The organism is Streptomyces sp. NPDC048516, assembly GCF_043199875.1.
Taxonomy (GTDB): domain Bacteria; phylum Actinomycetota; class Actinomycetes; order Streptomycetales; family Streptomycetaceae; genus Streptomyces.
The window spans coordinates 85,067-110,191 of sequence record NZ_JBICWS010000021.1 but is presented as its reverse complement, the minus strand read 5'-3'; the positions used below and the strand labels follow the sequence as shown (position 1 = coordinate 110,191).

The 25,125-nt window shown below is 70.4% G+C and carries 23 protein-coding genes; 11 read left to right on the top strand and 12 right to left on the bottom strand.

Annotated elements, in window-relative coordinates; genetic code table 11:
* Positions 1-91: 91 nt before the first annotated feature.
* The gene (locus tag ACGFR7_RS31590) at positions 92-772 is read right to left on the bottom strand and encodes a DUF899 family protein (RefSeq protein ID WP_393325768.1); all 681 of its coding nucleotides are present in this window, start codon (positions 770-772) and stop codon (positions 92-94) included.
* Between the two features lie 561 nt (positions 773-1,333).
* On the opposite strand from ACGFR7_RS31590, the gene ACGFR7_RS31585 reads away from it, so the two are divergent.
* A complete protein-coding gene (locus ACGFR7_RS31585) occupies positions 1,334-1,762 on the top strand; it encodes a VOC family protein (RefSeq protein WP_393325766.1) in 429 nt (142 codons plus the stop codon).
* 43 nt (positions 1,763-1,805) lie between these two features.
* Here ACGFR7_RS31585 and ACGFR7_RS31580 read toward each other — a convergent pair whose 3' ends face one another.
* Positions 1,806-1,994 (bottom strand): cupin domain-containing protein, encoded by a 189-nt coding sequence (locus ACGFR7_RS31580; RefSeq protein WP_393325764.1) that lies wholly within the window; start codon positions 1,992-1,994, stop codon positions 1,806-1,808.
* A 4-nt stretch (positions 1,995-1,998) separates the two neighbouring features.
* Here ACGFR7_RS31580 and ACGFR7_RS31575 point away from each other — a divergent pair, with 4 nt between their 5' ends.
* The 4 genes from ACGFR7_RS31575 to ACGFR7_RS31560 all read left to right on the top strand — a co-directional run bounded on the left by ACGFR7_RS31575 (position 1,999) and on the right by ACGFR7_RS31560 (position 3,881).
* Positions 1,999-2,409, top strand: a complete 411-nt coding sequence (locus ACGFR7_RS31575; RefSeq protein ID WP_393325762.1) for a MarR family winged helix-turn-helix transcriptional regulator — start codon at positions 1,999-2,001, stop codon at positions 2,407-2,409.
* A 141-nt stretch (positions 2,410-2,550) separates the two neighbouring features.
* Positions 2,551-2,826, top strand: coding sequence for a DUF2087 domain-containing protein (locus tag ACGFR7_RS31570; protein ID WP_393325760.1), 276 nt, complete (start codon positions 2,551-2,553; stop codon positions 2,824-2,826).
* Between the two features lie 134 nt (positions 2,827-2,960).
* Entirely contained in the window at positions 2,961-3,239 is a 279-nt protein-coding gene (locus tag ACGFR7_RS31565) for a hypothetical protein (protein WP_393325758.1), read from the top strand.
* A gap of 144 nt (positions 3,240-3,383) precedes the next feature.
* Entirely contained in the window at positions 3,384-3,881 is a 498-nt protein-coding gene (locus ACGFR7_RS31560; RefSeq protein WP_393325757.1) for an N-acetyltransferase, read from the top strand.
* Positions 3,882-3,946: 65 nt separating this feature from the next.
* On the opposite strand, the gene ACGFR7_RS31555 is transcribed toward ACGFR7_RS31560, so the two are convergent.
* The 3 genes from ACGFR7_RS31555 to ACGFR7_RS31545 all read right to left on the bottom strand — a co-directional run bounded on the left by ACGFR7_RS31555 (position 3,947) and on the right by ACGFR7_RS31545 (position 7,588).
* Positions 3,947-4,528: a TetR family transcriptional regulator gene (locus ACGFR7_RS31555; RefSeq protein ID WP_350250824.1), complete on the bottom strand. Its 582-nt coding sequence runs from the start codon at positions 4,526-4,528 to the stop codon at positions 3,947-3,949.
* Positions 4,529-4,760: 232 nt separating this feature from the next.
* On the bottom strand, positions 4,761-5,765 hold the full coding sequence (locus tag ACGFR7_RS31550; RefSeq protein WP_393325756.1) for an aldo/keto reductase: 1,005 nt from the start codon (positions 5,763-5,765) through the stop codon (positions 4,761-4,763).
* A gap of 308 nt (positions 5,766-6,073) precedes the next feature.
* Positions 6,074-7,588 carry an MFS transporter gene (locus tag ACGFR7_RS31545; protein WP_393325754.1) on the bottom strand — a complete coding sequence of 505 codons (1,515 nt, stop codon included), beginning with the start codon at positions 7,586-7,588 and terminating at the stop codon, positions 6,074-6,076.
* Between the two features lie 122 nt (positions 7,589-7,710).
* On the opposite strand from ACGFR7_RS31545, the gene ACGFR7_RS31540 reads away from it, so the two are divergent.
* Positions 7,711-8,727, top strand: a complete 1,017-nt coding sequence (locus ACGFR7_RS31540) for a helix-turn-helix transcriptional regulator (RefSeq protein ID WP_393325752.1) — start codon at positions 7,711-7,713, stop codon at positions 8,725-8,727.
* A gap of 189 nt (positions 8,728-8,916) precedes the next feature.
* Here the strand turns inward: ACGFR7_RS31540 and ACGFR7_RS31535 are convergent, their stop codons facing one another.
* A complete protein-coding gene (locus tag ACGFR7_RS31535) occupies positions 8,917-10,371 on the bottom strand; it encodes an MFS transporter (RefSeq protein WP_393325751.1) in 1,455 nt (484 codons plus the stop codon).
* A gap of 154 nt (positions 10,372-10,525) precedes the next feature.
* Between ACGFR7_RS31535 and dusB the strand changes: the two genes are divergently transcribed.
* The 5 genes from dusB (at position 10,526) to ACGFR7_RS31510 (ending at position 19,311) form a co-directional block, all read left to right on the top strand.
* The gene (dusB, locus tag ACGFR7_RS31530; protein ID WP_393325749.1) at positions 10,526-11,674 is read left to right on the top strand and encodes a tRNA dihydrouridine synthase DusB; all 1,149 of its coding nucleotides are present in this window, start codon (positions 10,526-10,528) and stop codon (positions 11,672-11,674) included.
* Between the two features lie 479 nt (positions 11,675-12,153).
* The gene (locus ACGFR7_RS31525; protein WP_393325748.1) at positions 12,154-12,732 is read left to right on the top strand and encodes a MarR family winged helix-turn-helix transcriptional regulator; all 579 of its coding nucleotides are present in this window, start codon (positions 12,154-12,156) and stop codon (positions 12,730-12,732) included.
* A 531-nt stretch (positions 12,733-13,263) separates the two neighbouring features.
* Positions 13,264-15,957 carry a pyruvate, phosphate dikinase gene (ppdK, locus tag ACGFR7_RS31520; RefSeq protein ID WP_393325746.1) on the top strand — a complete coding sequence of 898 codons (2,694 nt, stop codon included), beginning with the start codon at positions 13,264-13,266 and terminating at the stop codon, positions 15,955-15,957.
* Between the two features lie 550 nt (positions 15,958-16,507).
* Positions 16,508-17,797 carry a hypothetical protein gene (locus ACGFR7_RS31515; protein ID WP_393325744.1) on the top strand — a complete coding sequence of 430 codons (1,290 nt, stop codon included), beginning with the start codon at positions 16,508-16,510 and terminating at the stop codon, positions 17,795-17,797.
* Between the two features lie 668 nt (positions 17,798-18,465).
* On the top strand, positions 18,466-19,311 hold the full coding sequence (locus ACGFR7_RS31510) for an ArsR/SmtB family transcription factor (protein WP_393325743.1): 846 nt from the start codon (positions 18,466-18,468) through the stop codon (positions 19,309-19,311).
* 202 nt (positions 19,312-19,513) lie between these two features.
* On the opposite strand, the gene ACGFR7_RS31505 is transcribed toward ACGFR7_RS31510, so the two are convergent.
* The 6 genes from ACGFR7_RS31505 to ACGFR7_RS31480 all read right to left on the bottom strand — a co-directional run bounded on the left by ACGFR7_RS31505 (position 19,514) and on the right by ACGFR7_RS31480 (position 25,125).
* Positions 19,514-20,479: a TauD/TfdA dioxygenase family protein gene (locus ACGFR7_RS31505; protein ID WP_393325741.1), complete on the bottom strand. Its 966-nt coding sequence runs from the start codon at positions 20,477-20,479 to the stop codon at positions 19,514-19,516.
* 461 nt (positions 20,480-20,940) lie between these two features.
* On the bottom strand, positions 20,941-21,777 hold the full coding sequence (locus tag ACGFR7_RS31500) for a carbohydrate ABC transporter permease (RefSeq protein ID WP_393325739.1): 837 nt from the start codon (positions 21,775-21,777) through the stop codon (positions 20,941-20,943).
* Positions 21,778-21,783: 6 nt separating this feature from the next.
* Positions 21,784-22,752 (bottom strand): carbohydrate ABC transporter permease, encoded by a 969-nt coding sequence (locus ACGFR7_RS31495; protein ID WP_393325737.1) that lies wholly within the window; start codon positions 22,750-22,752, stop codon positions 21,784-21,786.
* 32 nt (positions 22,753-22,784) lie between these two features.
* On the bottom strand, positions 22,785-24,044 hold the full coding sequence (locus ACGFR7_RS31490) for an ABC transporter substrate-binding protein (RefSeq protein WP_393325735.1): 1,260 nt from the start codon (positions 24,042-24,044) through the stop codon (positions 22,785-22,787).
* Between the two features lie 157 nt (positions 24,045-24,201).
* A complete protein-coding gene (locus ACGFR7_RS31485; RefSeq protein ID WP_393325734.1) occupies positions 24,202-24,513 on the bottom strand; it encodes a hypothetical protein in 312 nt (103 codons plus the stop codon).
* Positions 24,514-24,771: 258 nt separating this feature from the next.
* Positions 24,772-25,125, bottom strand: a complete 354-nt coding sequence (locus ACGFR7_RS31480) for a hypothetical protein (protein ID WP_393325732.1) — start codon at positions 25,123-25,125, stop codon at positions 24,772-24,774.

The following is a 25,125-nucleotide window of genomic DNA, read 5'->3' as shown; positions in this document are numbered from 1 at the left end:
CCGCTACGAGAAACGCGCCTACATCTACCTCGGCACCGTCACACTCGCAGCCCTCGCCATCTGGCTCCGAACGTGATCCGAGAAACAGTGCCTAGTAGTCGAGTGCGGCGAACCAGTTGCCCCGGCCCTGGCGGGTGAGGTCGAGCAGGTGCCACACCGGGCTGAGCAGGTCGATGCCTCGCTGGTCGATGTCGTCGGACATCCGCGGGTGCACCGAGTAGACGTGGCGAACCGATCCGCTGTCGTCGCGGGTGAACACCGACACCGTCGAGTCCTGGTTGCCCTCGGTGTCCTCGCTGCCCAGGTCGTATTTGAAGGTGTCGGCCCCGGCGCCGAGCAGACGCAGATTCGTCCACTTCCGGTCCCGGGCGTGCGCACGGAGCGCGGGCAGGCCGGCCGCGGCGACGATCGCGAGGTCGACGTTCTGCGCGACGTGGCGGGCCACGCCGTTGAACCCGTCGAGCCACATCGTGCACATGGGGCACGGCTCGGTCTGCTTCTTGCCGTACATGAGGTGGTAGACGACCAGGTCACGCCCGGGCCGAGTGAAGAGTTCACTCAGGCGCACGGTCCGCGCCGGCGAGTCACCGGCCTCCAGATCAGCAGGGCCCTCCTCGAACGCATAGTCCTCGACGGCAGGGCCCAGCGGCAGCCGGCGACGCAGCTCGGCGACGCGTTCACGATGACGCATCAGCTCGATCTCGGCTTCCCGCAGCTCCTCACGGGCACTCGCATAGTCGGCCGGCTCTCCGGTGAGATTGGTCTGACGCATCGCTACCCCTGCCTCAGCGGCTGTCTGGTGGGCACCCTCTGCTGTGGCCCATCAACCTATGGCCGTGCCCCGCTGCACCAGGCAGCGAAACGACAAGGACGCGGTCGGTGCACTCCTACGGATCAACCAAGCTGCCCGGACGCGGCCTCGCTGCGGGGCATTACGTCTGGGCGCGCTACGTCTGGCGCGCTACGGCTGGGGCGCGCTACGTCTGCCGCGCTACGTCTGCCGCGCTACGTCTGGCGTGCGTATCGGCGTCCCCCCCGGACGCCCGTGACGGCGCAGCAACGCCGTCGACCGCTGCGACCAACGCCCCGGGCGGGCGCGGTCCGGCCCTGGGCACTGTCTGTCCGACCACGACCGTTGCCGCGGCCGGTCGTGATCACTAGAATCAGCCGGGTGACTGCCGGGTCGGCCATGGGCCATGCACGAGTGGGGTCCCCGGCCTCGGCGTGAGCACGAGGCGGGCCAGAGCCCCGCCCCCTTCTTCGAGTCTTTCGCGTGCCGCCCTGGTGCGGCGTCCTCCCAGCGGATCGCAAGACCCGGAGACACCCACTCCCCATGCCGAACGAACAGCAGTACCCGCAGGAATCCGAGCTGCCGGTCAGCTCCGTGCAGCTGAACCACACCGTCGTCTACGCCAGGGACCGGCAGCTGTCGGCCGAGTTCCTGGCCGTGATACTGGGGCTGAAGGTCGGCGCTCCCTTCGGGCCGTTCCTTCCCGTGGACCTCGGCAACGGCGTGACGCTCGACTACTACGAGAAGCGTGACGAGCCGATCCAGTCCCAGCACTACGCCTTTCTCGTGCCTGACGAGCAGTTCGACCACATGATCGCCCGTCTGGAAGCGGTCGGGGTCACCTACTTCGCCGACCCCCGCCACACCGAACCCGCCCGGATCAACCGCCTGTTCGGCGGCCGCGGTGCCTACTTCGCCGACCCGGACGGCCACAACATGGAGATCATGACCCGGCCCTATCTCCGGCCCTAGCCGAGCTGCTTGATCGCCTGGTGGAAGAAGTAAGGGGCAGCCCTTAGTTGGCCCAGGGCGGTGCCATGCTGCTGCCGTCGGCCAGCTCGGCGGTCAGGCCGGCACGGGTGGTGACCCACATCCGTGCCGGCTCGTCGGTCGGATTGGCCACCGTCAGTGCGGAGCCGGCGGGTGCCACCGCCGCATCGCCGGGGCGGAGTTCGGCGGTCTCGCCGTCGACGGACTTCTCCACGCTCGTGCTTGCGCTGTCCGGACAGCTGGTGCAGGAGATTCACACACGTGTGGCCGAGCAGGGGTTCGCGGACCTGCGCCCCGTGCACGGATTCGCCTTTGCCCGGATCTCCCGGGGCGAGGCCACTACCGCTGATCTGGCCGAGCATCTGGGGGTCACCAAGCAGGCCGCCGCCCAGCTGATCGAGGAGCTGGTCCGCAAGGGGTATGTGCTGCGCCGGCCGCACCCGCAGGATGCCCGCGCCCGGCTCCTGGAGCTGACCGCGCGCGGCCGGTCGGCGACGCGCGCCGCCGACCAGGCGGCCCGGGCGGCCATTACACCGTGGCGGGAGGCGCTGGGTGCGGAGCGCTTCGGTGCCCTCGCCGCCGACCTGGCCCGGCTTGCACCCAACGGCCCGATCCGGCCTGTCTGGTGAGGGCCCGGGGCGGACGAGGTGATCCGAGGGGTGAGGCTGTCGCCCACTTGTCACCCTACGCCCCACCCGTGAAAGCGCGTGGCCCGGTCGCCCCAGGAAAATGCGTTGCCCGGGTGTGGGGTGGCGGGGGAGGCTCCCGGCATGTCTGAGCATGAGTCGAGCGGTTCACAGGGGGTGGCCTCCCTCTTCTCCCGGGGGCGGCTCACGGCGATCCCGCGGAAGGCGGCCCGCCGTGAGCAGTTGCTCGTACATCTCGCGGAGACGCTGTTCGAGCGGGACCGGGAATACAGCGAGCGCGAGGTCAACGAGGCGCTGCTGACGGTGCACGAAGACTGCTCGGCGCTGCGCCGCTACCTCGTCGTGGCGGGCCTGCTGGCCCGGCCCAGGGACGGCAGCAGCTACCGGAGGGCCGGATAGCGACTCTTCCGCCGCCCGGGGGTCCCGGTGGCGCCTGCCTTTGCGCTCCGGGACCGTGCAGACAGGCCCTCGCGGGCCCCGAAGCGGCGGCCGGTGTCGATAGGGTCGTTCCAGGCACCGGATCCGGAGGAGCCATGAGAGTCCTGCAGACCGTCACGCTTCTGGTCGCGACCCCCGGCGCGGGCCTGATGGCCGGCCTGTTCGCCGCCTTCGCCTATGCCGGGCCCGGCAGCACCGGCAGTTCCGGTAGGCCTGGTGCCCCGGCCGGTCGTCCCGGTGCGCTCAAGGCCGCGCGGGAGAGCTTCGAGGGGCGGTGGGTCACCTGGAACATCGAGCGCGCGCTCGCCCACACCGCCGCCTTCGGCACCCTCGCCTGGGCCCTCTTCCTGCACCGCACGGCCGCTACGGGGTGACAGGGCGGGCGGTGCACAGGGCGGGCGGTGTACAGGGCGGCTTGGTGGGTGCGGACGGTTTTGTGCCGAAGCCCTGTGGTCGTCGACCGTGGCGCCCGCGCCGCCTGGATCATCCCTTGCCAACCGGCTGTAGCGTCGGGCCTTATGACTTGGCTGCCTGAAAACTTCGTCCACCCCGTCCATGTGCCCGTGCCCGGCACCGCGGTTCACCTGCGGCCGATCCGGGAGGCGGATACCGCGATCGACTACCCCGCCGTGATGGGCTCCCGAGAACGCTTGTGGGAGATCTTCGGGCCGGCCTGGGCTTGGCCCAAGGAGACGATGACCTATGAAGAGGACCGCATCGACTTGCTGCGGCACGAGAAGGAGATAGCCGCGCACCAGTCGTTCAACTACGCGCTGCTGAACGAGGAGGAGACGGCGATCCTCGGCTGCGTCTACATCGACCCGCCCGAGCGCACCGGTTCCGACGGAGAGATCTCCTGGTGGGTGGTGGACGACCTCGTCGGCGGCGAGGTGGAGCGCGCGCTCGACGCGTTGGTGCCGCGGTGGATTGCCGCCGACTGGCCCTTCCAGCAGCCTCGTTACCTGGGCCGCGACATCACCTGGCAGGACTGGCTCGCGCTGCCGCCCGCCTCGTGACGCATTCGGGGCGGCGCCTCCGGGCAGCCGTCTTCCTCTGGACCAAGTGATCCAACAGACAGGTGCTAGCCGCGCAAGCCCCGTAGCACCAGGTCACGGACGGCCTCGAAATCGGCGGTGATCCCGGGGCGGGACCACTCGGGGGCGTAGCACGGGTCGTGGAAGCGGCCGGTGGCGTCGAAGACGGCGCGGGCGGTGGTGGCGGGGGAGGGGGTGTGGAATGTGCCCTGGCTGACGCCGGCTTCGATGAGGGTGGTGAGCTGGGCTTCCAGGTCGGTGACGTGCCGGTCGACCACGCCGCCGCTCTCTCCGATCAACGTCATATAGGTGGCGAAGAGTTCGGGATCGTCACCGGCCTTGTGCCGCTTGGCCTCGAACAGCGCGGTCAGCCAGCGGTCCAGACGCTCCGGAGCCGGCCCTTCCGTCGCGACGATGACCGAGAGCTCCTTGCTCGTGCGGTCCAGCCAGCGCTCCGTGACCGCCTCCCGCAGCGCCGCCTTCGTACGGAAGTGGCGGTAGACGCTGCCGTGGCTGACGCCCAGGGCGCGCGCCACATCCACGACCGTGGCCTTGGCCGGGCCGTAGCGGCGCAGTACCTCCTCGGTGGCTTCGAGGATGCGCTCAGGGGTCAACGTCTCGGGCGGCATGGGGCGGTCGGCCTTTCGGAGGGGCGGGGCGGGGTGGGACGGGGTGAGGCGGTCCTGCGGGCGGTCCGGGCGGTCCACCAGGTGGGTGTGCCGGGCCCCGGTCGCAGGTGGCCGGCCCCGGTCGCCGGTACGTGGGTACACCGGATCCGTACACCAAATCCGTGCACCAGGTACGTACGGACGGTACCTGTCCCTGCCCCGTACCCGCTCCGCAGGTCACGCTGCCCCGCGTTCAGCGCTCGCTGTCCAGGTGGGCCATCTGGTCGGTGGGGTAGCGGTCACCGGCGGCGGCGCCGGCGGGGACGGCACGCTCGATGGCGGCCAGATCGTCGGCGTCGAGGGCGACCTCCAGGGCGCCGAGTGCTTCGGTCAGCCGGTCGCGGCGGCGGGCGCCGACCAGCGGAACGATGTCCTCGCCACGGGAGAGCACCCAGGCAATGGCGGTCTGCGCGACCGAGATGCCCTTCTGCTCGGCGATCTTGCGCAGTGCGTCCACCAGGTCGAGGTTGCGGTCGAGGTTGTCGCCCTGGAAGCGCGGGCTCATGCCACGGAAGTCGTTCGCGGCGAGCTTGCGGTCCCGGCTGAAGTGGCCGCTGATCAGGCCACGGGACAGGACGCCGTACGCGGTGATGCCGATGCCCAGTTCGCGGGCGGTCGGCAGGATGGCCTCCTCGATACCGCGGGAGATGAGGGAGTACTCGATCTGGAGGTCGGAGATCGGGGCGACGGCGGCGGCCCGGCGCAGGGTCTCCGCGCCGACCTCGGAGAGGCCGATGTGCCGGACGTGACCGGCCGCGACCAGCTCGGCGATGGCGCCGATGGTCTCCTCGACCGGGACGTCCGGATCGATCCGGGCGATCCGGTAGATGTCGATGTGGTCGGTGCCCAGGCGCTGGAGGGAGTACGCGGCGAAGTTCTTCACCGCATTCGGTCGGCCGTCATAGCCGGTGAAGCCGCCTTCGACCGTGCGCAGGGCGCCGAACTTGACGCTGATCTGCGCCTTTTCGCGGGCCGCCGCGGGGGCGCTGCGCAGGGCTTCGTTGATCAGCAGTTCGTTGTGGCCCATGCCGTAGAAGTCGCCGGTGTCGAGCAGGGTGATGCCCGCGTCGAGGGCGGCGTGAAGGGTGGCGATGGACTCGCTGCGGTCGCTGTCGCCGTAGAGGGCGGACATGCCCATGCAGCCGAGGCCGAGGGCTGAGGTCTGCGGGCCGGTGGTGCCCAGGGTGCGGGTCTGCACTGCGTGCTCCTGGAGGACGGGAGGGACGGAGGGGAGATGCGGGGATGAAGGCGGGTGGCTGCCCTGCCCGCCCTCATCACTATGACATGACGGCTGACAGATTTCAATAATTGTCAGCAGTCATGTGTGAGTCGCGTCCGTCTCCCGTCGTTCCTGCCGTCCCCGTCGTTCTCGTCGCTCTCGTCGTTCCCGCCCGGGATTGCCCAGGCCCGCCCGGGCCGGCTCGCGTCCGCCCGGGACGTCCCGGGCCGGCTCGCCTCAGCCCAGGTCGGTCCAGGTCAGTCCAGGTCAGCGCAGGTCGGTCAGGGTCAGCGCACCAGGCGGGGCAGGCGCAGTGCGAGCGCCGTCGTGCCCGCGACGATTGCCAGTTGCGTCAGCAGGGCGGCGAGCATCGCGTCGCGGATGCCGACGGACGGCATCAGGGCGAGGAAGAGAGTGCCGAGGGTGGCCACGCCCAGGGCGAGGCCGGACTGCTGGGTGGTGACCATGACGCCTCCGCCCACACCCGCCTGTGCCACCGGCAGCTCGCTCAGCACGATGCGCATCAGCACCGGCAGCACCATGCCCTGTCCGAGGCCCAGCACGGCCATGCTCGACGTGAGTCCGGCCACCGATATCCCGGGCCAGCCCGTGTGTACGGTCAGCGCCAGGGCGATCAGGCCGGCACCCTGGATCAGCGAACCGGCGATCACCAACCGCCGCCCGAACCGCAACACCAGCCGCGGACCGGCCAGCGAGGCGAAGAAGAACGTGACGCACAGCGGCGCCAGGGACAGCCCGGCCGCGAGCGGGCCGTAGTGCAGCCCGTTCTGGAGGGCGACGGCGACCACGAACATAAAGCCGCCGAAGCCCAGCGAGAACGGGATGATCATGGTGAGTCCGCTGTTCACGGAGGGGATGCGCAGCAGCGAGGGCGGGATGAGCGGGGTGCGTCCGGCACGCTCGGCCCGGTGCTCGACGAGCAGGAACGCGGCGGCGGCGAAGGGGAACACGGCCAGCAGAACCCAGGACCATACGGGCCAGCCGGCCGCCCGGCCCTCGGTCAGCGGCAGCAGCAGGGTGATCAGGGTCGCGGCGAGCAGCGCGGTACCGGGGCCGTCCACCCGGCTCGGGTGCGGCGACCGGGTCTCGGGGACCGTACGGGCGGCCAGCAGCCAGGCCGCGGCGGAGATCGGGACGTTCACCAGGAAGACCGCGCGCCAGCCGGTGCCCGCCAGGTCGGCGGAGACCAGCAGGCCGCCGAGCACCTGGCCGACGGCGCTGGCCACACCGGCCGTGCCCCCGTACAGGCTGACGGCCTTGGCGCGCCGCTTGCCCGTGGTCGTGGCCTGGATGGTGGCCAGCACCTGCGGCAGCAGCAGCGCGGCCGCGGCGCCCTGGGCGACCCGGGCGGCCACCAGCGTCCCGGCGTCCGGCGCGAGACCGCAGGCGAGGGAGGTGAGGCCGAAGGTGGCCAGGCCCCACAGGAACAGCCGACGGCGGCCGATCATGTCGCCGAGCCGGCCGCCGAGCACCAGCAGCATGGCGTAGGCGACGCCGTAACCGGCCACCACCATCTCCAGCATCGCGGGCCCCGCGTGCAGGTCATGGTCGATGGTCGGCAGCGCGACATTGACGATAAAGAAGTCGATCATGGGCAGGGCCGCGCCCAGCAGCACGGTCAGCAGGCCGAGCGGGGTCAGCACGGTCGTGGCCGGGTGCCGATGGACGGCGGGGCGGGGCGCGGCCGATGCCTCTGGGAATCCCGGGGCCCCTGGGATCGCGGTATCCGCGAGGGTGGCCGGGGCTCCAGGGGGCGCGGCCGGGGTTTCCGTAGTGGTCATCTGTGCTCGGGTATCGCTCACGGTCCCGACGATCGTCGACCGCTCAGACTGGTACCAGAGTGTTCTTATCCTGGTACCGGCGCTACCTGGCAACCGGCTCCGGAGTGCGGCACCCTGGACCCATGACGCAGACTGCCACAGGCCCCGATGGCGCCACCGCCGCGCGGCACGCCTCCGGCCCACGGCACGCCTCCGGCCCACGGGATGCCTCCGGCCCGCGGCACGCCACCGCTCCGCGCGACGACGCCGCCCGACGGGACGAGCTGGCCGCCTTTCTGCGCAGCCGCCGGGAGCGGATCACGCCCGAGCAGGTCGGGCTGCCGCGGGGCGCCCGCCGTCGTACCCCCGGTCTGCGCCGGGAGGAGGTCGCGCACCTGGGCGCCGTCGGGGTCACCTGGTACACCTGGCTCGAACAGGCCCGGGACATCCACGTCTCGCCGCAGGTCCTGGACGCGGTCGCCCGCGCGCTGCTGCTCGACCGCGCCGAGCGCAGTCATCTGTTCGCGCTGGCCGGGGCGATCGACCCGACGCCGGGCACGGTGTGCACGGGCGTCACGCGCGAACTGCGGCAGATGCTGCGTCAGTTGGAGCCGTTCCCGGCCGTCCTCCAGAACAGCCGCTTCGACATCCTCGCCTACAACGCCACGTACGGCCGTCTGATGTGCGACCTCGATGCGCTGCCCGAAGAGGACCGCAACTGCATGTGGCTGGCGTTCACTCACCCCGAGTGGCGGGCGAGCGTGGTCGACCTGGACGGCACGATGCGGGTGATGGCCGCCAAGTTCCGGGCGTCGATGGCCGAGCATGTCGCGGAGCCGGCCTGGAAGGCGCTGCTCGCGCGGCTGACGGAGGCGTCGTCCGAATTCCGGGAGATCTGGGCACAGCATGAAGTCCTCCGCCCGATGAGCTCCGTCAAACTCTTCCGGCATCCCCGGGTGGGCGGGCTGCAGCTGTCCGCAACGAGCCTGTGGACGGGGCCCAACCCCGGTCCCAAGCTGCTCTCCTACACACCGGTCGACGAGGTGACCCGGGAGCGACTGGAACGGCTGGCGGCGGAGGCGTCGTCGCGATCGGCCGAGTCGGCGCGGTCGGCCGAGTCGGCGGAGCCGGGGGAACCCCCGAGGCTCGTCACCGTCTGACCTGAGGGGTATCGACCGCGCGTCGGGCCCCTGAGAGCGTGCGTCCGCCCCCGACGGTCGTGCGCCGGCCCCTACGTCCTACGGGCCGTGCGCCGGGCCCTACGACCGTGCCGTCCGCCCCGTCGGTCGTGCGCCCGCCCCTACGTTCTACGGGCCGTGCGTCCGCCCCCTACCGGCGTGCGTCCGCCCCTACGACCGTGCGTCCGCCGGCCGGTGTCCCCGTGCCTCGTCGTCGAACAGCGTCGCCGTGCGGTCGGCCGTTGCCTTCGCCCACCGGCCCGTGGTCAGGGCCCCGAGCAGCAGCACGGCCGCGCCGCAGCCGGCGATGATCCACCACGCAGGCCGGCCGGCCGCGACGAAGGCGTCCGCGGAGGCGGCCGCGTGGGCCCCGCCCGCCAGTACGGCGCCGATGACCGCGACGCCGAGCGACTGCCCGACCTGCCTGCTGGTGGAGGCGACGGCGGCGGCCACCCCTGCCTGGGAACGCGGCATACCGGACACCGCGGTGTTGGTGATCGGGGCGTTGACCAGGCCGAACCCGATGCCGAACAGGATATAGCCGGTGAACAGCAACGCGTTCGTCGCCTGTGCGTCGAAGGCCGCGAAGAGCAGCCCGCTCGCCCCCATCGCCGTACCTGCCAGGAGCAGCGGCAGACGGGGCCCCCGGTTGCCGACCAGCCGCCCCGATACGGGCGCGAAGATCAGCGTCATCCCGGCCATGGGGAGCATGTAGAGACCGGCGTCCAAAGCGGACAGACCACGGATGTTCTGCAGATACAGCGTGTTGATGAAGAGGAAGCCGGCGAGCGCGGCGAAGGCGCACACCGCCACGATCGTGGCCCCGCTGAACGGCGCGCTGTGGAAGAACCGCAGGTCGATGAGGGGTTCCCTGCGGCGCCGCTCGTAGGCGATCAGCCCGGCCAGGGACGCCAGCGCCACCAGCACGAACGCCAGGATCTCGGGGGACGTCCAGCCGGCGTCCGGGGCCTCGATGATCGCGTACGTCAGCGAGCCGAGCACCGCGATCACCAGCAGCTGGCCGACCGGGTCGACGCGGCGCGGCTTGGGAGCGCGGGATTCCGGGACGTAGCGCAGGGTCAGGAAGAACGCCAGCGCCCCGATCGGGACGTTGATCCAGAAGATCGAGCGCCAGCCGACGCTCTGCACCAGCAGCCCGCCGATCACCGGCCCGGCCGCCATGCTGATGCCGACGACCCCGCCCCACACCCCGATCGCGCGGGCCCGCTCCCGCGGGTCGGTGAAGGTGTTGGTGATGATCGACATGGCGACGGGGTTGAGCATCGAGCCGCCGACCGCCTGCACCATCCGGAAGACCACCAGCCACTCCAGGCCGGGCGCCAGGCTGCACAGCAGCGAGCCGGCCGCGAAGACCACCAGTCCCACCAGGAAGATCCGGCGCCGGCCGAGCCGGTCGGCGGTGGAACCGGACAGCATCAGCAGCGCCGCCAGGACCAGGGTGTAGGCGTCGATCGTCCACTGCATCCCGGCGACCGAGGCATGCAGCTCGTGCTGGATGGACGGCAGGGCGACATTGAGGATGGTGTTGTCGAGGCTGACGATCAGCAGGCTCATGCAGCAGATCGCCAGCACCAGGAGACGCCGTCGGCGGCTGAGATCAGGCATGGTTGAACGCTACAACGATCCTGGGTGCCCGGTCCCGGCAGGGACGCTCCCGGGGTGCGGGACAATGGGAGATCGCGGTGGCCGGATCGCCGGTACGGCCGCGGCTCGCCCGTCCCGCCGAAGGAAGCCGAAGAAAGCCGAAGGTATTGCCGTCATGACTCTGCTGCAGATCGGTCCGCACGCGGTGCAGCCGCCCGTGGTCCTCGCGCCCATGGCCGGGATCACCAATGCCCCGTTCCGGACGCTGTGCCGGGAGTTCAGCGGCGGCAAGGGCCTGTTCGTCAGCGAGATGATCACGACGCGGGCGCTGGTCGAGCGCAACGAGAAGACCATGCAGCTGATCCACTTCGACGAGACCGAGAAGCCGCGCTCGATCCAGCTCTACGGCGTCGACCCGGACACCGTCGGCAAGGCCGCCCGCATGATCGCGGAAGAGGATCTTGCCGACCACATCGACCTGAACTTCGGCTGCCCGGTCCCGAAGGTGACCCGCAAGGGCGGTGGCTCGGCGCTGCCGTACAAGCGGAACCTGCTGCGCTCGATCCTGCGCGAGGCGGTGGCGAACGCGGGGGCCCTGCCGGTGACGATGAAGATGCGCAAGGGCATCGACGACGACCACATCACCTACCTGGACGCCGGACGGATCGCCGCCGAGGAGGGCATCACGGCGATCGCCCTGCACGGGCGGACCGCGGCCCAGCACTACGGCGGCACCGCCGACTGGGACGCCATCGCGCGCCTCAAGGAGCATGTCCCCCAGATTCCGGTGCTCGGCAACGGCGACATCTGGTCGGCCGACGACGCGCGGCGGATGATGCGGGAGACCGGCTGCGACGGGGTGGTCGTGGGGCGCGGGTGCCTGGGACGGCCCTGGCTGTTCGGCGATCTGGTCGCCGCCTTCGAGGGCACGGGTACCGGGGGCGACGCCTCACAGGCGTACGCGCAGCCCACGCTCAAGGAGGTCGCCGCGGTGATGCTGCGGCACGCCACCCTGCTCGGCGAGTGGATCGGCGACGAGAAGCGCGGCGTGATCGACTTCCGTAAGCATGTCGCCTGGTACACCAAGGGCTTCTCCATCGGCTCCGAGATGCGCCGCAGCCTCGCGGTGACCTCCTCGCTCGACGAGCTGGACGCGCTGCTGGCGGAGCTGGACCTGGACCAGCCGTGGCCGGTGGGCGCGGACGGCCCGCGCGGCCGCAGCTCCGGCCGCAACCGCGTCGTCCTGCCGGACGGCTGGCTGGACGACCCCTACGACTGCGCGGGCGTGGACGCCGACGCGGAGCTGGACACCTCGGGCGGCTGAGGCCGGACTCGGTGCACCGCCCGGCACCTCCCCCATCCGGCGGAGGTGCCGGGCGCACTGTCGTGCCGGAGGCCGACGCGCCCCCACTGCCCTGCGGCGCACCCTTGCCGAAGGCACTCACGCGGTACCCACCGGGTACCCACCGGCTTCTCACCGGCCGGGGCTTGACCCTGACGCAACGTCAGGCAGGAGTCTGAGTGCGGCGCGCCTACGGCCGCCCGGAGGAATCGGTGAACCTCCGCCGGGCCCGTACGGGGGACGGGCCCGGCGGAGGCAGTGGTGCCGCTCCCCCCGGAATGGAGAGAGGCACTCGGACGCACCCGGGGCGTGCGGGGCGTGTCGGCGAGCGGACGACTGCCGTCCGCCGCTACCGTTTGAGTCCGTACGGGCACCGGGTGTCACGGCGCCGGGTCAATGCGTGCCGGGCGAATGCGGACCGGACGCACACGGACCGCGCGGAAACCGAGGGGGCTGTTGTGGTGAGCGGGCACCGTTCCGTCGCGGACACGGAGAGGGCGGTCCAGGCCAAGCTCGGTGACGCTCCCGTCCCCGTCTGTCACGAGCGGATGGCCGCGGTGGCGAGCATCTATCGTGCCGCGGCCGCCGTACGGCAGCACTTCGAGAACTCCGTGTTGCGCGACGCCGGGCTGAGCTGGACCTCCTTCGTCGTGCTGTGGGTGGTCTGGATCCGGGGCGAGCGGGAGACCCGGCGGGTGGCCGAGGACGCGGGCATCTCCAAGGGCACGCTCACCGGTGTCGCCCGCACACTCCAGGGCCGCGACCTGCTGGAGCGCAAGAGCCACCCGACCGACGGGCGGCTCGCCCTGCTCTCCCTGACCCCGGAGGGCGAGCGGCTGATGGCCAGGGTCTTCCCGGAGTTCCACGCCGAGGAAGCCTTTGTCACCGAGACCCTGAGCGATGACGAGGCGCTGGACCTGGCGGATCTGCTGGGCCGGATCGTGCTGCAGGTCGAGACGCGGGGTGCCGACCGGCGCCTGGAGCTGCTGGACGGCCAGGACCCCCGGCCACGACGGAGCGGACGCCGGGCCAAGGAGTGAGGGGCGGGCGGGGGGCCGAGAACTATGGCCTGATGTGACGCTCGGATCCGCCGGCCGGAGCGGAGCAGGCGTACGTCCCGGCGGGCGCCTTCGTGGAACGGGTCGTGGAGCGAGAGGCTGAAGAGGGTCCAAATGATGGGACCAGCTCACACATGAGCGCGTGATTCTCGCCACCCCTGATAGGGGTTGCGCTCAGATGAGCGCTAGCGAGGGGGCTCCACCTCTCCAATGGTGGCACCGGGTGCCATGCGTCATGTGTTCGAGTGATTACGCCATTCGTTGCTCTGGGTAGCACATGATCGCCTTTTTGGTTGCGTAGAGGAGTGATGCATTCAGGTAATGAAGTTACGCCCGAATGCGTGATCACTTTCGATCCAGTGGCGGACGGCTGGTTACGCACGCATGTCGACCAAGTGGACGTACCCATGCGCCTTCGATCTGGGTATGTTCCTCGCCGTCAGGGCAGCCCGTCGGCGAGGAGTCAGTGCCGTGCCGGAAACGCAAGATCCCCACGTAACCCAGCCTTCGTCCGTGAAGTTCGTCTACGACTTCACCGAGGGCAACAAGGAGCTCAAGGACCTCCTCGGCGGCAAGGGTGCGAACCTCGCCGAGATGACCAACCTGGGACTCCCGGTCCCTCCCGGCTTCACGATCACCACCGAAGCCTGCAAGGTCTACCTCGACAGCGGCACCGAGCCCGCGGCACTGCGTGCCGAGGTCTCCGAGCACCTGGACGCCCTTGAGCAGCAGATGGGCAAGAAGCTCGGCCAGGCCGACGACCCGCTGCTCGTATCGGTCCGTTCCGGGGCAAAGTTCTCCATGCCCGGCATGATGGACACCGTCCTCAACATCGGTCTCTCCGATGCATCGGTTTCCGGCCTCGCCGCGCAGGCCGGTGACGAGCGGTTCGCGTGGGACTCCTACCGCCGCCTGATCCAGATGTTCGGCAAGACCGTGCTGGGCGTGGACGGCGAGCTCTTCGAGGAGGCGCTGGAGGAGGCCAAGCAGGCCAAGGGTGTCCGCGTCGACATCGAGCTCGACGCGGCCGACCTCAAGAGCCTGGTCGCGCACTTCAAGGACATCGTGTCCAAGGAGACCGGCCGGGACTTCCCGCAGGAGCCCCGCGAGCAGATGGACCTCGCGGTGCGCGCGGTCTTCGACTCGTGGAACACCGACCGCGCCAAGCTCTACCGCCGCCAGGAGCGCATCCCCGGCGACCTGGGCACCGCGGTCAACGTCTGCTCCATGGTCTTCGGCAACCTCGGCCCCGACTCCGGCACCGGCGTCGCCTTCACCCGCGACCCCGCCAGCGGCCACCAGGGCGTCTACGGCGACTACCTGCAGAACGCGCAGGGCGAGGACGTCGTCGCCGGTATCCGCAACACCGTGCCGCTCGCCGACCTCGAGAACATCGACAAGGCGTCGTACGACGAGCTGATGCAGATCATGGAAACGCTCGAAACGCACTACAAGGACCTGTGCGACATCGAGTTCACCATCGAGCGCGGCAAGCTGTGGATGCTGCAGACCCGGGTCGGCAAGCGCACCGCCGGTGCCGCCTTCCGGATCGCCACCCAGCTCGTCGACCAGGGCCTGATCGACGAGGCCGAGGCCCTGCAGCGGGTCAACGGCGCGCAGCTGGCGCAGCTGATGTTCCCCCGCTTCGACCTCGGCGCGAAGTCCGAGACGATCGGCCGCGGTATCGCCGCCTCCCCGGGCGCGGCGGTCGGCAAGGCCGTCTTCGACTCGTACACCGCCGTCAAGTGGTCGCGCTCCGGCGAGAAGGTCATCCTGATCCGCCGCGAGACCAACCCCGACGACCTCAACGGCATGATCGCCGCCGAGGGCATCCTCACCTCCCGCGGAGGCAAGACCTCGCACGCCGCCGTCGTCGCCCGCGGTATGGGCAAGACGTGTGTCTGCGGTGCCGAGGAGCTGGAGGTCGACACCAAGTCCCGCCGGATGACGACCCAGGAGGGGACCGTCATCGAGGAAGGCGACGTCGTCTCCATCGACGGCTCCACCGGCAAGGTCTACGCCGGCGAGGTGCCGGTCGTGCCGTCCCCGGTCGTGGAGTACTTCGAGGGCCGGATGCACGCCGGCGCCGAGGACGCCGACGAGCTGGTCAAGGCCGTCCACCGGATCATGGCCTACGCGGACCGGGTACGCCGGCTGCGCGTACGGGCCAACGCCGACAACGCCGAGGACGCCGCCCGTGCCCGCCGGTTCGGTGCCCAGGGCATCGGCCTGTGCCGCACCGAGCACATGTTCCTCGGCGAGCGCCGCGAGATGGTCGAGCGCCTGATCCTGGCCGACACCGAGACCGACCGGGACGCCGCGCTCAGCCAGCTGCTGCCGCTCCAGAAGGCCGACTTCATCGAGCTGTTCGAGTCGATGGACGGACTGCCGGTGACCGTCCGGCTGCTGGACCCGCCGCTGCACGAGTTCCTGCCCGACATCACCGAGCTGTCGGTCCGGGTCGCCCTCGCCGAGGCCCGCAAGGACGCCAACGAGAACGACCTGCGCCTGCTGCAGGCCGTGCACAAGCTGCACGAGCAGAACCCGATGCTGGGCCTGCGCGGGGTGCGCCTCGGCCTGGTCATCCCCGGTCTGTTCGCGATGCAGGTGCGTGCCATCGCCGAGGCGGCCGCCGAGCGCAAGAACGCCAAGGGCGACCCGCGTGCGGAGATCATGATTCCGCTGGTGGGCACCGTCCAGGAGCTGGAGATCGTCCGCGACGAGGCCGAGCAGGTCATCGCCGAGGTCGAGAAGACCCACGGCGTCAGCCTCAAGCTCACCCTCGGGACGATGATCGAGCTGCCCCGCGCCGCCCTCACGGCCGGTCAGATCGCCGAGTCGGCCGACTTCTTCTCCTTCGGTACGAACGACCTCACGCAGACGGTCTGGGGCTTCAGCCGCGACGACGTCGAGGCCAGCTTCTTCACCGCGTACCTGGAGAAGGGCATCTTCGGCGTCAGCCCGTTCGAGACCATCGACAAGGACGGCGTGGGCTCCCTGGTCCGCAACGCCGTCGCGGCCGGCCGGGCCACCCGCCCGGACCTCAAGCTCGGTGTCTGCGGCGAGCACGGCGGTGACCCGGAGTCCGTCCACTTCTTCCACGAGGCCGGACTGGACTACGTCTCCTGCTCCCCGTTCCGCATCCCGGTCGCACGGCTGGAGGCGGGCCGCGCGGCCGCGGAGTCCAAGGGCAGCGACAGCCGCTGACCACACCGGGGGCAGCGAGCGCCGCTGCCCCCACCGGTCACCGTGGACGCCGAGTGCGCCCGCGGTGACGTGAAAGACCCACCGGAGCCCGGCGGTACGGGCCCCTACCCTCAGCCGTCCGGCTGCCGGCTCCGGCACCCCAAGAGGGCGGCACCTGTGCGGAGGTGCCGCCCTCGGTCTTTGATCCGCGGAGGCTCGCGCGCGGTGGCCCCGGTGTCTGTGCCGTGCGGCGACGCAACGCCCCGGCGCCGGCGGCAGTTGAAGGACGGCCGAAGCAGGGCCGCAGGGCAGCCGAAGGCCGGTCACCGGCCGGTCACGGGCCGGTCGGAAGGTCCCGTTGGTTAGATCACAGAAAAACCTGCGGCAAAGAGGGCAACTGCTGGGTATTGCCCCGGTTTACCCGTCGGGGGCGAGGGTGGGGGTACTCGCACCAAGTAATTTTTTCGTTGCCATTGGACCTTATATCGGTCATAAGATCCCGGCATCCCGCACGCCTGAGCGCCATGCCCACGCGGCGGATTCCCTCTCTTTGACCAGAAAAAGGTCTCTAGTGAACCTTCGCCGTACCCTCGCGACCGCCGCCGTCGCCGCCGTGACCGCGCCTGCGGTCCTGCTCTCCGCGAGCGCCGCCTTCGCCGACACCAAGGCCCCGGCACAGACGCAGCAGAAGCCGACCTACGCGGAACTGAAGAAGGCCGCCGACGACGCGAAGAAGGCGTACGAGGACGCGGTTGCCGCCGAGAAGGCCGGCCGCGAGAAGATCAACGCCACCATGGAAGCCCTGGACCAGGACTCCCACCCGCTCAAGGCGGCCTACCTCGCCGCTGACAAGGCGGCCAAGGCCGCCGCCGCCGGCAAGACCGCCGCCGACAAGGCCGTCACGGACGCCAGGGCCGCTCTGGACGAGGCCAAGGACGAGGCCGGGAAGGCCAAGGCCCAGGAAGCGCTTGCCGCCGCCGAGGCCCACGCCAAGACTGCCGCCGAGGCCAAGACGAACGCGGACGCCAAGCGCGAGGCGGCCGGGGACGCATTGGACGACGCCCGGGTCGCGGCGCTCCGGGCGTGGAACAAGGTTCTGACCACCTCGGCCGAGGCTCGCAAGGCCAAGGACGCGGCCGACCGGGCGCTCGCCGCTGCCGCCGGCTGCATACGCGTGCCGGGCCTGACCGTCCTCGCCGACCACCTGCCCGCGAAGGTCGTCGCCGGGACCACGGTCGACTTCTCGTTCACGGTGGCCAATGCCACCGACCGCACGCTGACCGTGGACCCGCTGGTGTTCTTCCGCCTGAACGCCAAGAACCAGGAACAGCACTTCATGAAGGTGCAGTGGGCCGACGGTTCCGGCTGGAAGGAGCTGGACTCCAAGGACGACTTCCATGTCGCCTCCGTCAAGGACATGAAGCCCGGCGCCCGCACCGATGTGAAGATGCGGATGACGCTCGAAGCGGCGGCCCCGGCCCTCGATGCCTTCGCCCTCTTCGCGGGTGACGCCTCCGACGCGTACAACCCGTGTGTCCTCGGCCCCATGAAGCGCTACGACTTCAAGGTGCTGCCGGCCGGCAGCAAGCCCGGCACGGCCGGCGAGGCGAAGCCCGGCAAGGTCGAGGACAAGGACCGCCCGAAGCCGAAGTCGAAGCCGGCCGCGCAGGCCGGTTCCTCCGCGTCCGCCGGCTCCACCGCTTCCGCCCAGCCGGCGTCGGCAGCCAACGGCGGCAGCCTCGCCACGACGGGTGCGTCGCCCGCCGTGCCGCAGCTCGCCCTCGCGGGCGGCGCCGTGCTGCTCGGTGCCGGGGCGGTCTTCGCCGTACGCCGCCACCGCGGGGCCCGGGGCACCAACTGACCCAAGGCGCCAACTGATGCCGGGCAGCAACTGGTCCCGGGCATCAACTGACGTCAGGCGCCAACTGACGTCAGGCGCCAACTGACGCCAGGTACCAACTGACGCCAGGCACCGAAGAGGGCCCGCATCCGAGTGCTGGATGCGGGCCCGTGCGCGATCCTGCCTGTGCGGCATCTTCGCAGGTCAGACTTAACGAGGGCGGCACCTGTGCGGAGGTGCCGCCCTCGCTCTTTCCGGACTCCCCCCTCGGGAGCTGCCGTCACCCCGGTCGGCGCGGGGTGCGGCCTTCAGCGGGGCTGGCGAGCGGCCGGGTGGTTGCCCATCACCCCCCACGGGATCGAGCAATCCGGTCCGTTCGCACCGCCGCTGAATTGAGTACAAGCTTTCCTCGACCCGGCCCGGTGGCGCGACCACTTTCAAGTCTGGCCAAAAGGGCATGGTGACCGCACGTGTTGGCGTGCATACTCAGGCGTGCCGGGGGTCGACTGAGGAAACCAGAGGTGGGGGTTTCGGTGTTACGCGTCCATTTCAGTGGACTCGATCTGGCCCGTGTGCGCATTGCGGCACGCCCGGACGCACTGTGGGAGACCGTCTTAAGCTTTCACCGGCTGCGCGACCGACGGGACGATTCGTCGTTCGGCAAATGGCGATCGGAAACGCGCGGAAGGTTGAATGGCGAAGCGCGGCTGCTGGCACCGCTCGTGCCCACCCGCGGGTATTTTCCCGATTTCCTGACGCCCGCCGAAGGGCTCCTCGGCATGACCGACGCGCTCGCCGCGCTGCGCGAGACGCCGGCCGTCCGGCTGCACGAGGAACTGTCCCGGCTCTCCACGGCCACCCGCCCGTTCCCGTCGTGGATACGGGCGATGGCCGAGGGCGACACCCGTGCCCTGGGCCGGCTCGCCGGGATCCTCCAGCGCTATTACGAGGCGGCCGTCGCCCCGTACTGGCCGCGCGTCCAGGGCCGTATCGAGGCCGACCGGGCCGCCCGTGGCAGGGCGCTGCTCGACGGCGGCGCGGACCGGCTGCTCGCCTCGCTCCCGCCGATGATGCGCTGGCGCCCGCCCGTACTGGAGGCCGACTATCCGGTGGACCGGGACCTTCACCTCGGTGGCCGGGGGCTGTTGCTGCTGCCGTCGTACTTCTGCCGCCGCACCCCGGTCACCTTCCACAACACGGATCTGACGCCCGTGCTGGTCTACCCCGTGGAGCACCAGGCGCCGCGGCTCACCCCGCCGGTCCCGCCGGGACGTTCCCTCGGCCGGCTCGTCGGGCAGACCCGCTCCGCGATACTCCAGGGCATCGGCGTCGGCTGCACCACCAGCGAACTCGCCCGCCGTGCCGATGTCTCGCTGGCCTCCGCCAGCCAGCATGCGACGGTGCTCCGCGATGCCGGCCTGCTGGTCACCCTGCGGCAGGGCAACGCGGTGCTGCACACCCTCACCCCGCTGGGTGCGGCCCTGCTGCGCGGTGCGCGCCCGGCGGAAGCGGCGGCGTACGAACGGCTGGGGTGAGCGGCGCCGGGGCCACCCGCGGGCGCGTGAGGTACGCCGTACCGCGCGCCGGGACCGCTGTGGCCCTTGCGGCGCTCACGAGCGGCCCTGCGGTCCTTCCGAGCGGCCCTGCGGTCCTTCCGAGCGGCCCTGCGGTCCTTCCGAGCGGCCCTGCCGCCCCTCAGGTGCGTCCTGACGGGCGGCAGATCCGCAAGGCCCGCGATCAGTAGGGGCGGTCGCCGGCGATGGCGACCCGTTCGGCGACCCGGCGATGCGTTCCGTAGTCGTTCACCGCGTAGTGCTGGGTGGCACGGTTGTCCCAGAACGCGAGGTCCCCCGACTGCCAGCGCCACCGCACCTGAAACTCCGGCACCTGCGCCTGCTGGAACAACACGCGCAACAGCCGGTCGCTCTCCGCCTCCTCCAGGCCCACGATCCGGGTGGTGAAGGAGGCGTTGACGAACAGCATCCGCCGCCCGGTCTCCGGGTGCCGGCGCACCACCGGATGCTCGACCGGCGGGAACTGCGCCTGGAATGGCGCCAGTTGAAAGGCGGAGTAGAAGCGCGCGAAACCCGGGAGATAGTCGTGCACCGCCCGCGCCCCATTGACCCGTGCCCGGATTTCCGGCGGCAAATTGTCGTATGCCGCGGCCATATCGGCCCACATGGTGTCCCCGCCCGCGGGCGGCACCTCCCGCAGTTGCAACACCGCTCCCAGCGCCGGGCGTTCGCGGAACGTGACATCCGTGTGCCATACGTTCTCGAACGTCGGGACCCCGCCGGCCGCCTTGTCGAACCGCACCACATCCTTCGAATCGCCCCACGCCAGCAACGGGTTGGTCTCCAGCTCACCCCAATTGCGAGCGAATTCGCGCTGTGCCGCGGAGCTCAGGTGCTGCCCGCGGAAGAACAGCACCTTCCACTCCAGCAAGGCCCGGTTCAACTCCGCGCGCAGGCCGTCGGACAGCGGACGGGACAGGTCCAGCCCACGGATTTCAGCCCCGATGGTGGCCGCCTGCGGCACCACCTCGAAGCGCTCGTACGGCCGGTCCTCCCAGTCGTCGGGAGTCCGGCGCAGGATGCGGTGCCCTTCGTACAGGCCGTCGGCGGGGATGCGGTGGGGGCGCAGGGCGGGGGTGGGCGTGGGAGTGAGGGTGAGGGAAGCCGTGGAATCGGCGAGCGTCGTCAACTGGTCCTCCTGAACGAGAGAGGGGGAGAGGGGAGAGGGGAGAGGGAGGAGAGGGAGGAGAGAGGGGAGAGAGGGGAGAGAGGGGGAAGGGGGAGCCGTGTGACTGGCGGGGAGCGTGGTGCGGTCACCGCGGACGCGGTCGTCGGACGGACCACCGCCCGGCGCACGTCAGCGCAGGAACCCGTCAGTGCACGAGACCGTCAGTGCATGGCGCCGTCGGTGCGGAAGCCGTCACCGCGGGAAGCCGTCAGGCCGTACAGGAACAACCGGCCGGGGGAGATCCCACCCGGCCGCGGCGACGCAGAAAGCTCAGGCCGCGGGGCGCGCACTCGCCGTGGGGGCCGCTCTCGCGCGGCGCCACCTCACGGACGGTCGGATGCGTGCTCATGCCACGCACCGTACCCCCTCGGGCGGGCGGCCTCAATCCTTCGGCCATCCCCCGGTAATCCGTCGCCCGTCCCTCAGTCGTCGATCCCGCTGCGCTCCACCCCCGCCACGATGTACCGCTGGAGCAGCAGGAAGACCACCACCAACGGGGCGATCGAGACCGCCGCGGCCACGAACAGCTCATGCAGATTGAGGTTCTGCGCGGTGGTGAACGTCGACAGCGCCACCTGCACCGTCCAGGCCTCCTGGTCCTGCCCGATCACCAGCGGCCACAGGAACGCGTTCCAGGCTCCGATGAAGACGATGGTGGCGACGGCGGCGAAGACCGGCCGGGCATTGGGCACCACGATGCGCCAGTACGTCCGCCAGTAGCCGAGCCCGTCGACCCGTGCCGCGTCCTCCAGCTCCTTGGGGAAGCCCAGGAAGTACTGCCGGAAGATGAAGCAGGCGAACGCGCTGAACAGCGTCGGAATGACCAGACCCCGCAGGGTGGAGATCCACCCGAGCGACGACACCAGCACAAAGCTCGGCACGAATGTCACGGCCGCCGGGACCATCAGCGTCCCCAGGATCGCGTAGAAGACGACATTGGCGTGCCGGTAGGGGATCCGGGCCAGGCCGTACCCCGCGAGCGAGGCCGCCACCACCGTGCCGACGGTCGTCGACACCGCGATCAGTGTGGAGTTGAGGAGCGCCCGCCCCAGAGGGAGGTTCGGATCCCGGAAGACCTCGGTGAGGTTCGACCACTGCAGCTCGTGCGGGAAGAACGTCCAGCCGGGGGCCGTGATCTCCCGTTCGGTGGCCAGCCCGTTCCGCACCAGCAGGTAGAACGGGATGAGGAACAGCAGCGCGAGGGTGATCACGGTGACGACCCGCAGCGCGCGCCCGGCTCTGGTCAGCGCGTCATGCATCGGTGCTCACTCCTCCTTGCGGCCGAGGCCGAACCAGCGGGCCTGGACGACCGTCGCCACCGCGATGATCAGCGCCAGGATCACCGCACCCGCGCTGCCCAGCCCGAGATTCTGGTCCTGTCCGAGCGCCGTGTAATACAGATAGACCAACGGCGGCCGGGCGTAGGGCGGGTAGCCGCGCGCGTCGCTCAGCAGGTTGTAGAACTCGTCGAACGCCTGGAACGCATTGATGACCAGCAGCAGCACCACGGCCACGGACGTGGCGCGCAACTGCGGAAAGGTGATGTACCGGAAGACCTGCCAGCCAGGACGTGCCCCGTCCATCGCCGCCGCTTCGTACAACTGGGGTGAGATCCGCTGCAGCCCGGCCAGAAACAGGATCATGTAGAACCCGGCCTGCAGCCACAGCCGTACGGTCACGAGGACCAGCCAGTACCAGGGCGGATCGGTCGTCGACAGCCAGGCCGTCTGGTCCGCGCCGAACCATCCCAGCACGGTGTTGGCCAGTCCGAACCGGACTCCGTTGAAGACCGACAGCTTCCAGATCACCGACGCGACGACATAGGAGCAGGCGGTCGGCAGGAAGAACACCGACCGGAAGAACGCCTGGGCGAAGCGCAGCCGGTTCACCATCAGCGCCAGGGCGAGCGACAGCGCATAGGTCGCGGGCACGATGAACACCGTGAACAGCGCAAAGGTGCCCAGGCTGCCGAGGAACGCCGGATCGCTCAGCATCGCGGCGTAGTTGCCCAGCCCGACGAAATCCGAGCCGGCCGGACTGACGGTGTTGTGCGCGTCGAAGAAGCTCAGGTAGACGCTCCACGCCAACGGCACGTACGTGAACAGCCCCAGCCCGATCGCGAACGGCCCGACGAAGACCCAGAACCAGAGATTCCGCCGCTGCGGGCCGAGCAGCCGGGCGCCGGGCGAGCGGGGCCCGGCTTCCGGCCCTGCCGCGGCACGCGGGGCCGGCACGTCTGTGACCGCTTCTTCGGTCCTGCCGGCCGTCACTTCTTCTTGACCCGCTGGAGCTCGGCATTGACCTTGCGCACCACGGCCTTCAGCTCGCTCTCCGGGTTGGCGCCGTCCTTGATGATCCGGCTCAGCGCGTCCTGATAGGCGGTACGGTCCGCGGTCGTCCACAACAGCGGCTCGGCATAGCCGTGATCGGTGGCGAACCTGACCGCGTCCGCCGCCGGTCCTGACCGCAACTGCTGGGCCTTCCTGGCCAGCGAGATCCGCGCCGGAATGTGGAATCCGTACGACAGCGCGAAGTCCTGCTGGTAGTCGGTGCGGTCCACCCACAGCCACTTCGCGAACGCCTTCGCCTCCGCCTTGCGCTTGCTCCGCGCGCTGACCGCGGAGCCATAGGACCCCACCGGAACGGAAGGTTTTCCTCCGCTCCCGTCCTTCGGGAACGGCAGCACCCCGAAGTCGTCCCCCAGCGCCTTCTTGATCTGCGGCAGCGCCCACAGCCCCGACCACTGCATCGCGGTCAGCCCCTGGATGAAGGCGGCCGGATCGGACCAGTCCGTGGGCGCACCCAGCAGCAACGACTTGTCCGCGTACAGCTGCCGGATCTTGCCGAGGGTGCGCGCCGCGGCCGGATCGTCGAACCCGGCCTTGCCGTCCGCGCCGATCAGGCTCAGCCCGGCGGCGAACAGTGGTGTCCCGCCGAGTACCCCCACCCCGCCGTCGTTCCCCAGGAACAGCCCCTTGGTCTTCTTGCCGCTGAGCTTCTTCGCCCCGTCCACCAGCTCGTCGAGCGTCTGCGGCGGCCGCACCCCGGCCTTCTTCAGCGCACTCTTGCGGTAGTACAGCAGCTGCATGTCGACGGTCTGGGGGATGCCCCAGATCTTGTCCTGCCAGATCTTCGGCGCCAGCACGGCCTGGTTGAAGTCGTCCTTGACCGGCTCGATCTCCGCGGTCAGATCGACCACCTGACCGCCCCGGATCTGGTCCAGCAGCGGCCCGTTGACCTCGAAGACGTCCGGCCCCGAGTCGGTGAGCAGGGCCGCCGCCGTCTGCCGGTCGTAGTCGCCCGGCCGCCACTGCACCGAGACGTTCGCCTTCTTGTACGCGGCGGCGTACCGCTTCACGGCCTGCTGGGTCCCGGGTTCCCCGTACTGGTGATACCACTGACCGATCGCGGGCCCCGAACCACCGCCGCCCCGCCCGGTGTTGGACCCGCACGCCGCCGCCAGCCCCGCGGCAAGGGCCGCCCCGCCGCCGGCCGCCAACAGCCGCCGCCTGTCGATCTCCGTCATGGCACGTCGCCCCCTGCGCTCGTAACCTACCGGTGATCATCGATCACCGACGGTGCGACCGTCCACTCTGCCGCACGACTGTGAAGCGCGCATGGCATCTGCACGAAACGGGGGGCCGGGGAAGGAGGGGAAGGAGGGCAGGGGTCGCTGCCGTCCGTTACGTATGGGTCTGCCGCTGCTTTCGGTACAGCTCGATGGCTGTTTCGGTGGGGAAGTTGGGCACGGTGACGGTTTCGCCGGTGTCCTTGGCCACGATGATCTTTGACCCGCCGGGCGGGGCCGGCTGCGGGCTGCCGGATGCGTCCGGCGTGCGGGGCGAGACGGCATACACGAGATAGCCGATGTCGAATTCGTGGGCGTGCAGGGGGGCGGGGGAGCCGTCCGGCAACTCGGGCTCGGCATAGCGGCTACGCACGATGGCGAGCGCTTCCTCGGGGGTGGTCGGTGGTGTGGGGATGTCCTGGGGCATGGTGATTGCTCTCCTGTCCGGGCGGGGCATTACAGGGGACTTCTGTCCGGGCGGGGTAGTGCAGGGGACTTCGCGGACCGGTGCACATACCGCCTGGCACGGTACGAACCGCACGGCAGTGCGCACACGATCGGCCGGTGCGTCCGCGAAGCGGCAGATCCGGCCCTCGGCACGGACGGCGCGCACCCGCCGGCCCGTTGGCTGATCCGTGAAGTGGTCACCCGGCCGCGGTATGCCGCCTTCTCGTGCGTATGCGTATTACGGAGTGCCCGGCCGGTAGAACTTACGGAAAAGGGCGATCGAGTCCGGCAGCGGCCGGAGCGGGACCCGACAGATCTCGCCGGTGTCTTTGGTGACCACGACACAGGAACCCCCGGGACTCCGGGGCCGATTGAGTGCTCCCGCCGGCGTGGTCTTCGGGTGGGGCGGGAGTTCGGCATGGACGACATATCCGATATCGAACTCGCTGACCTTGAGCGGGGCCGGAGTGCCATCCGGCCGAACGGGCGCGTACTCCGTGCGGGCGATCTCCACGGCTTCCTCGGCACTGGCCGGCACCGGCCGGTCGGGTCGTCCGGGTTGTCCGGGGCCGGGGGGAAGGGAAGGCGTCAT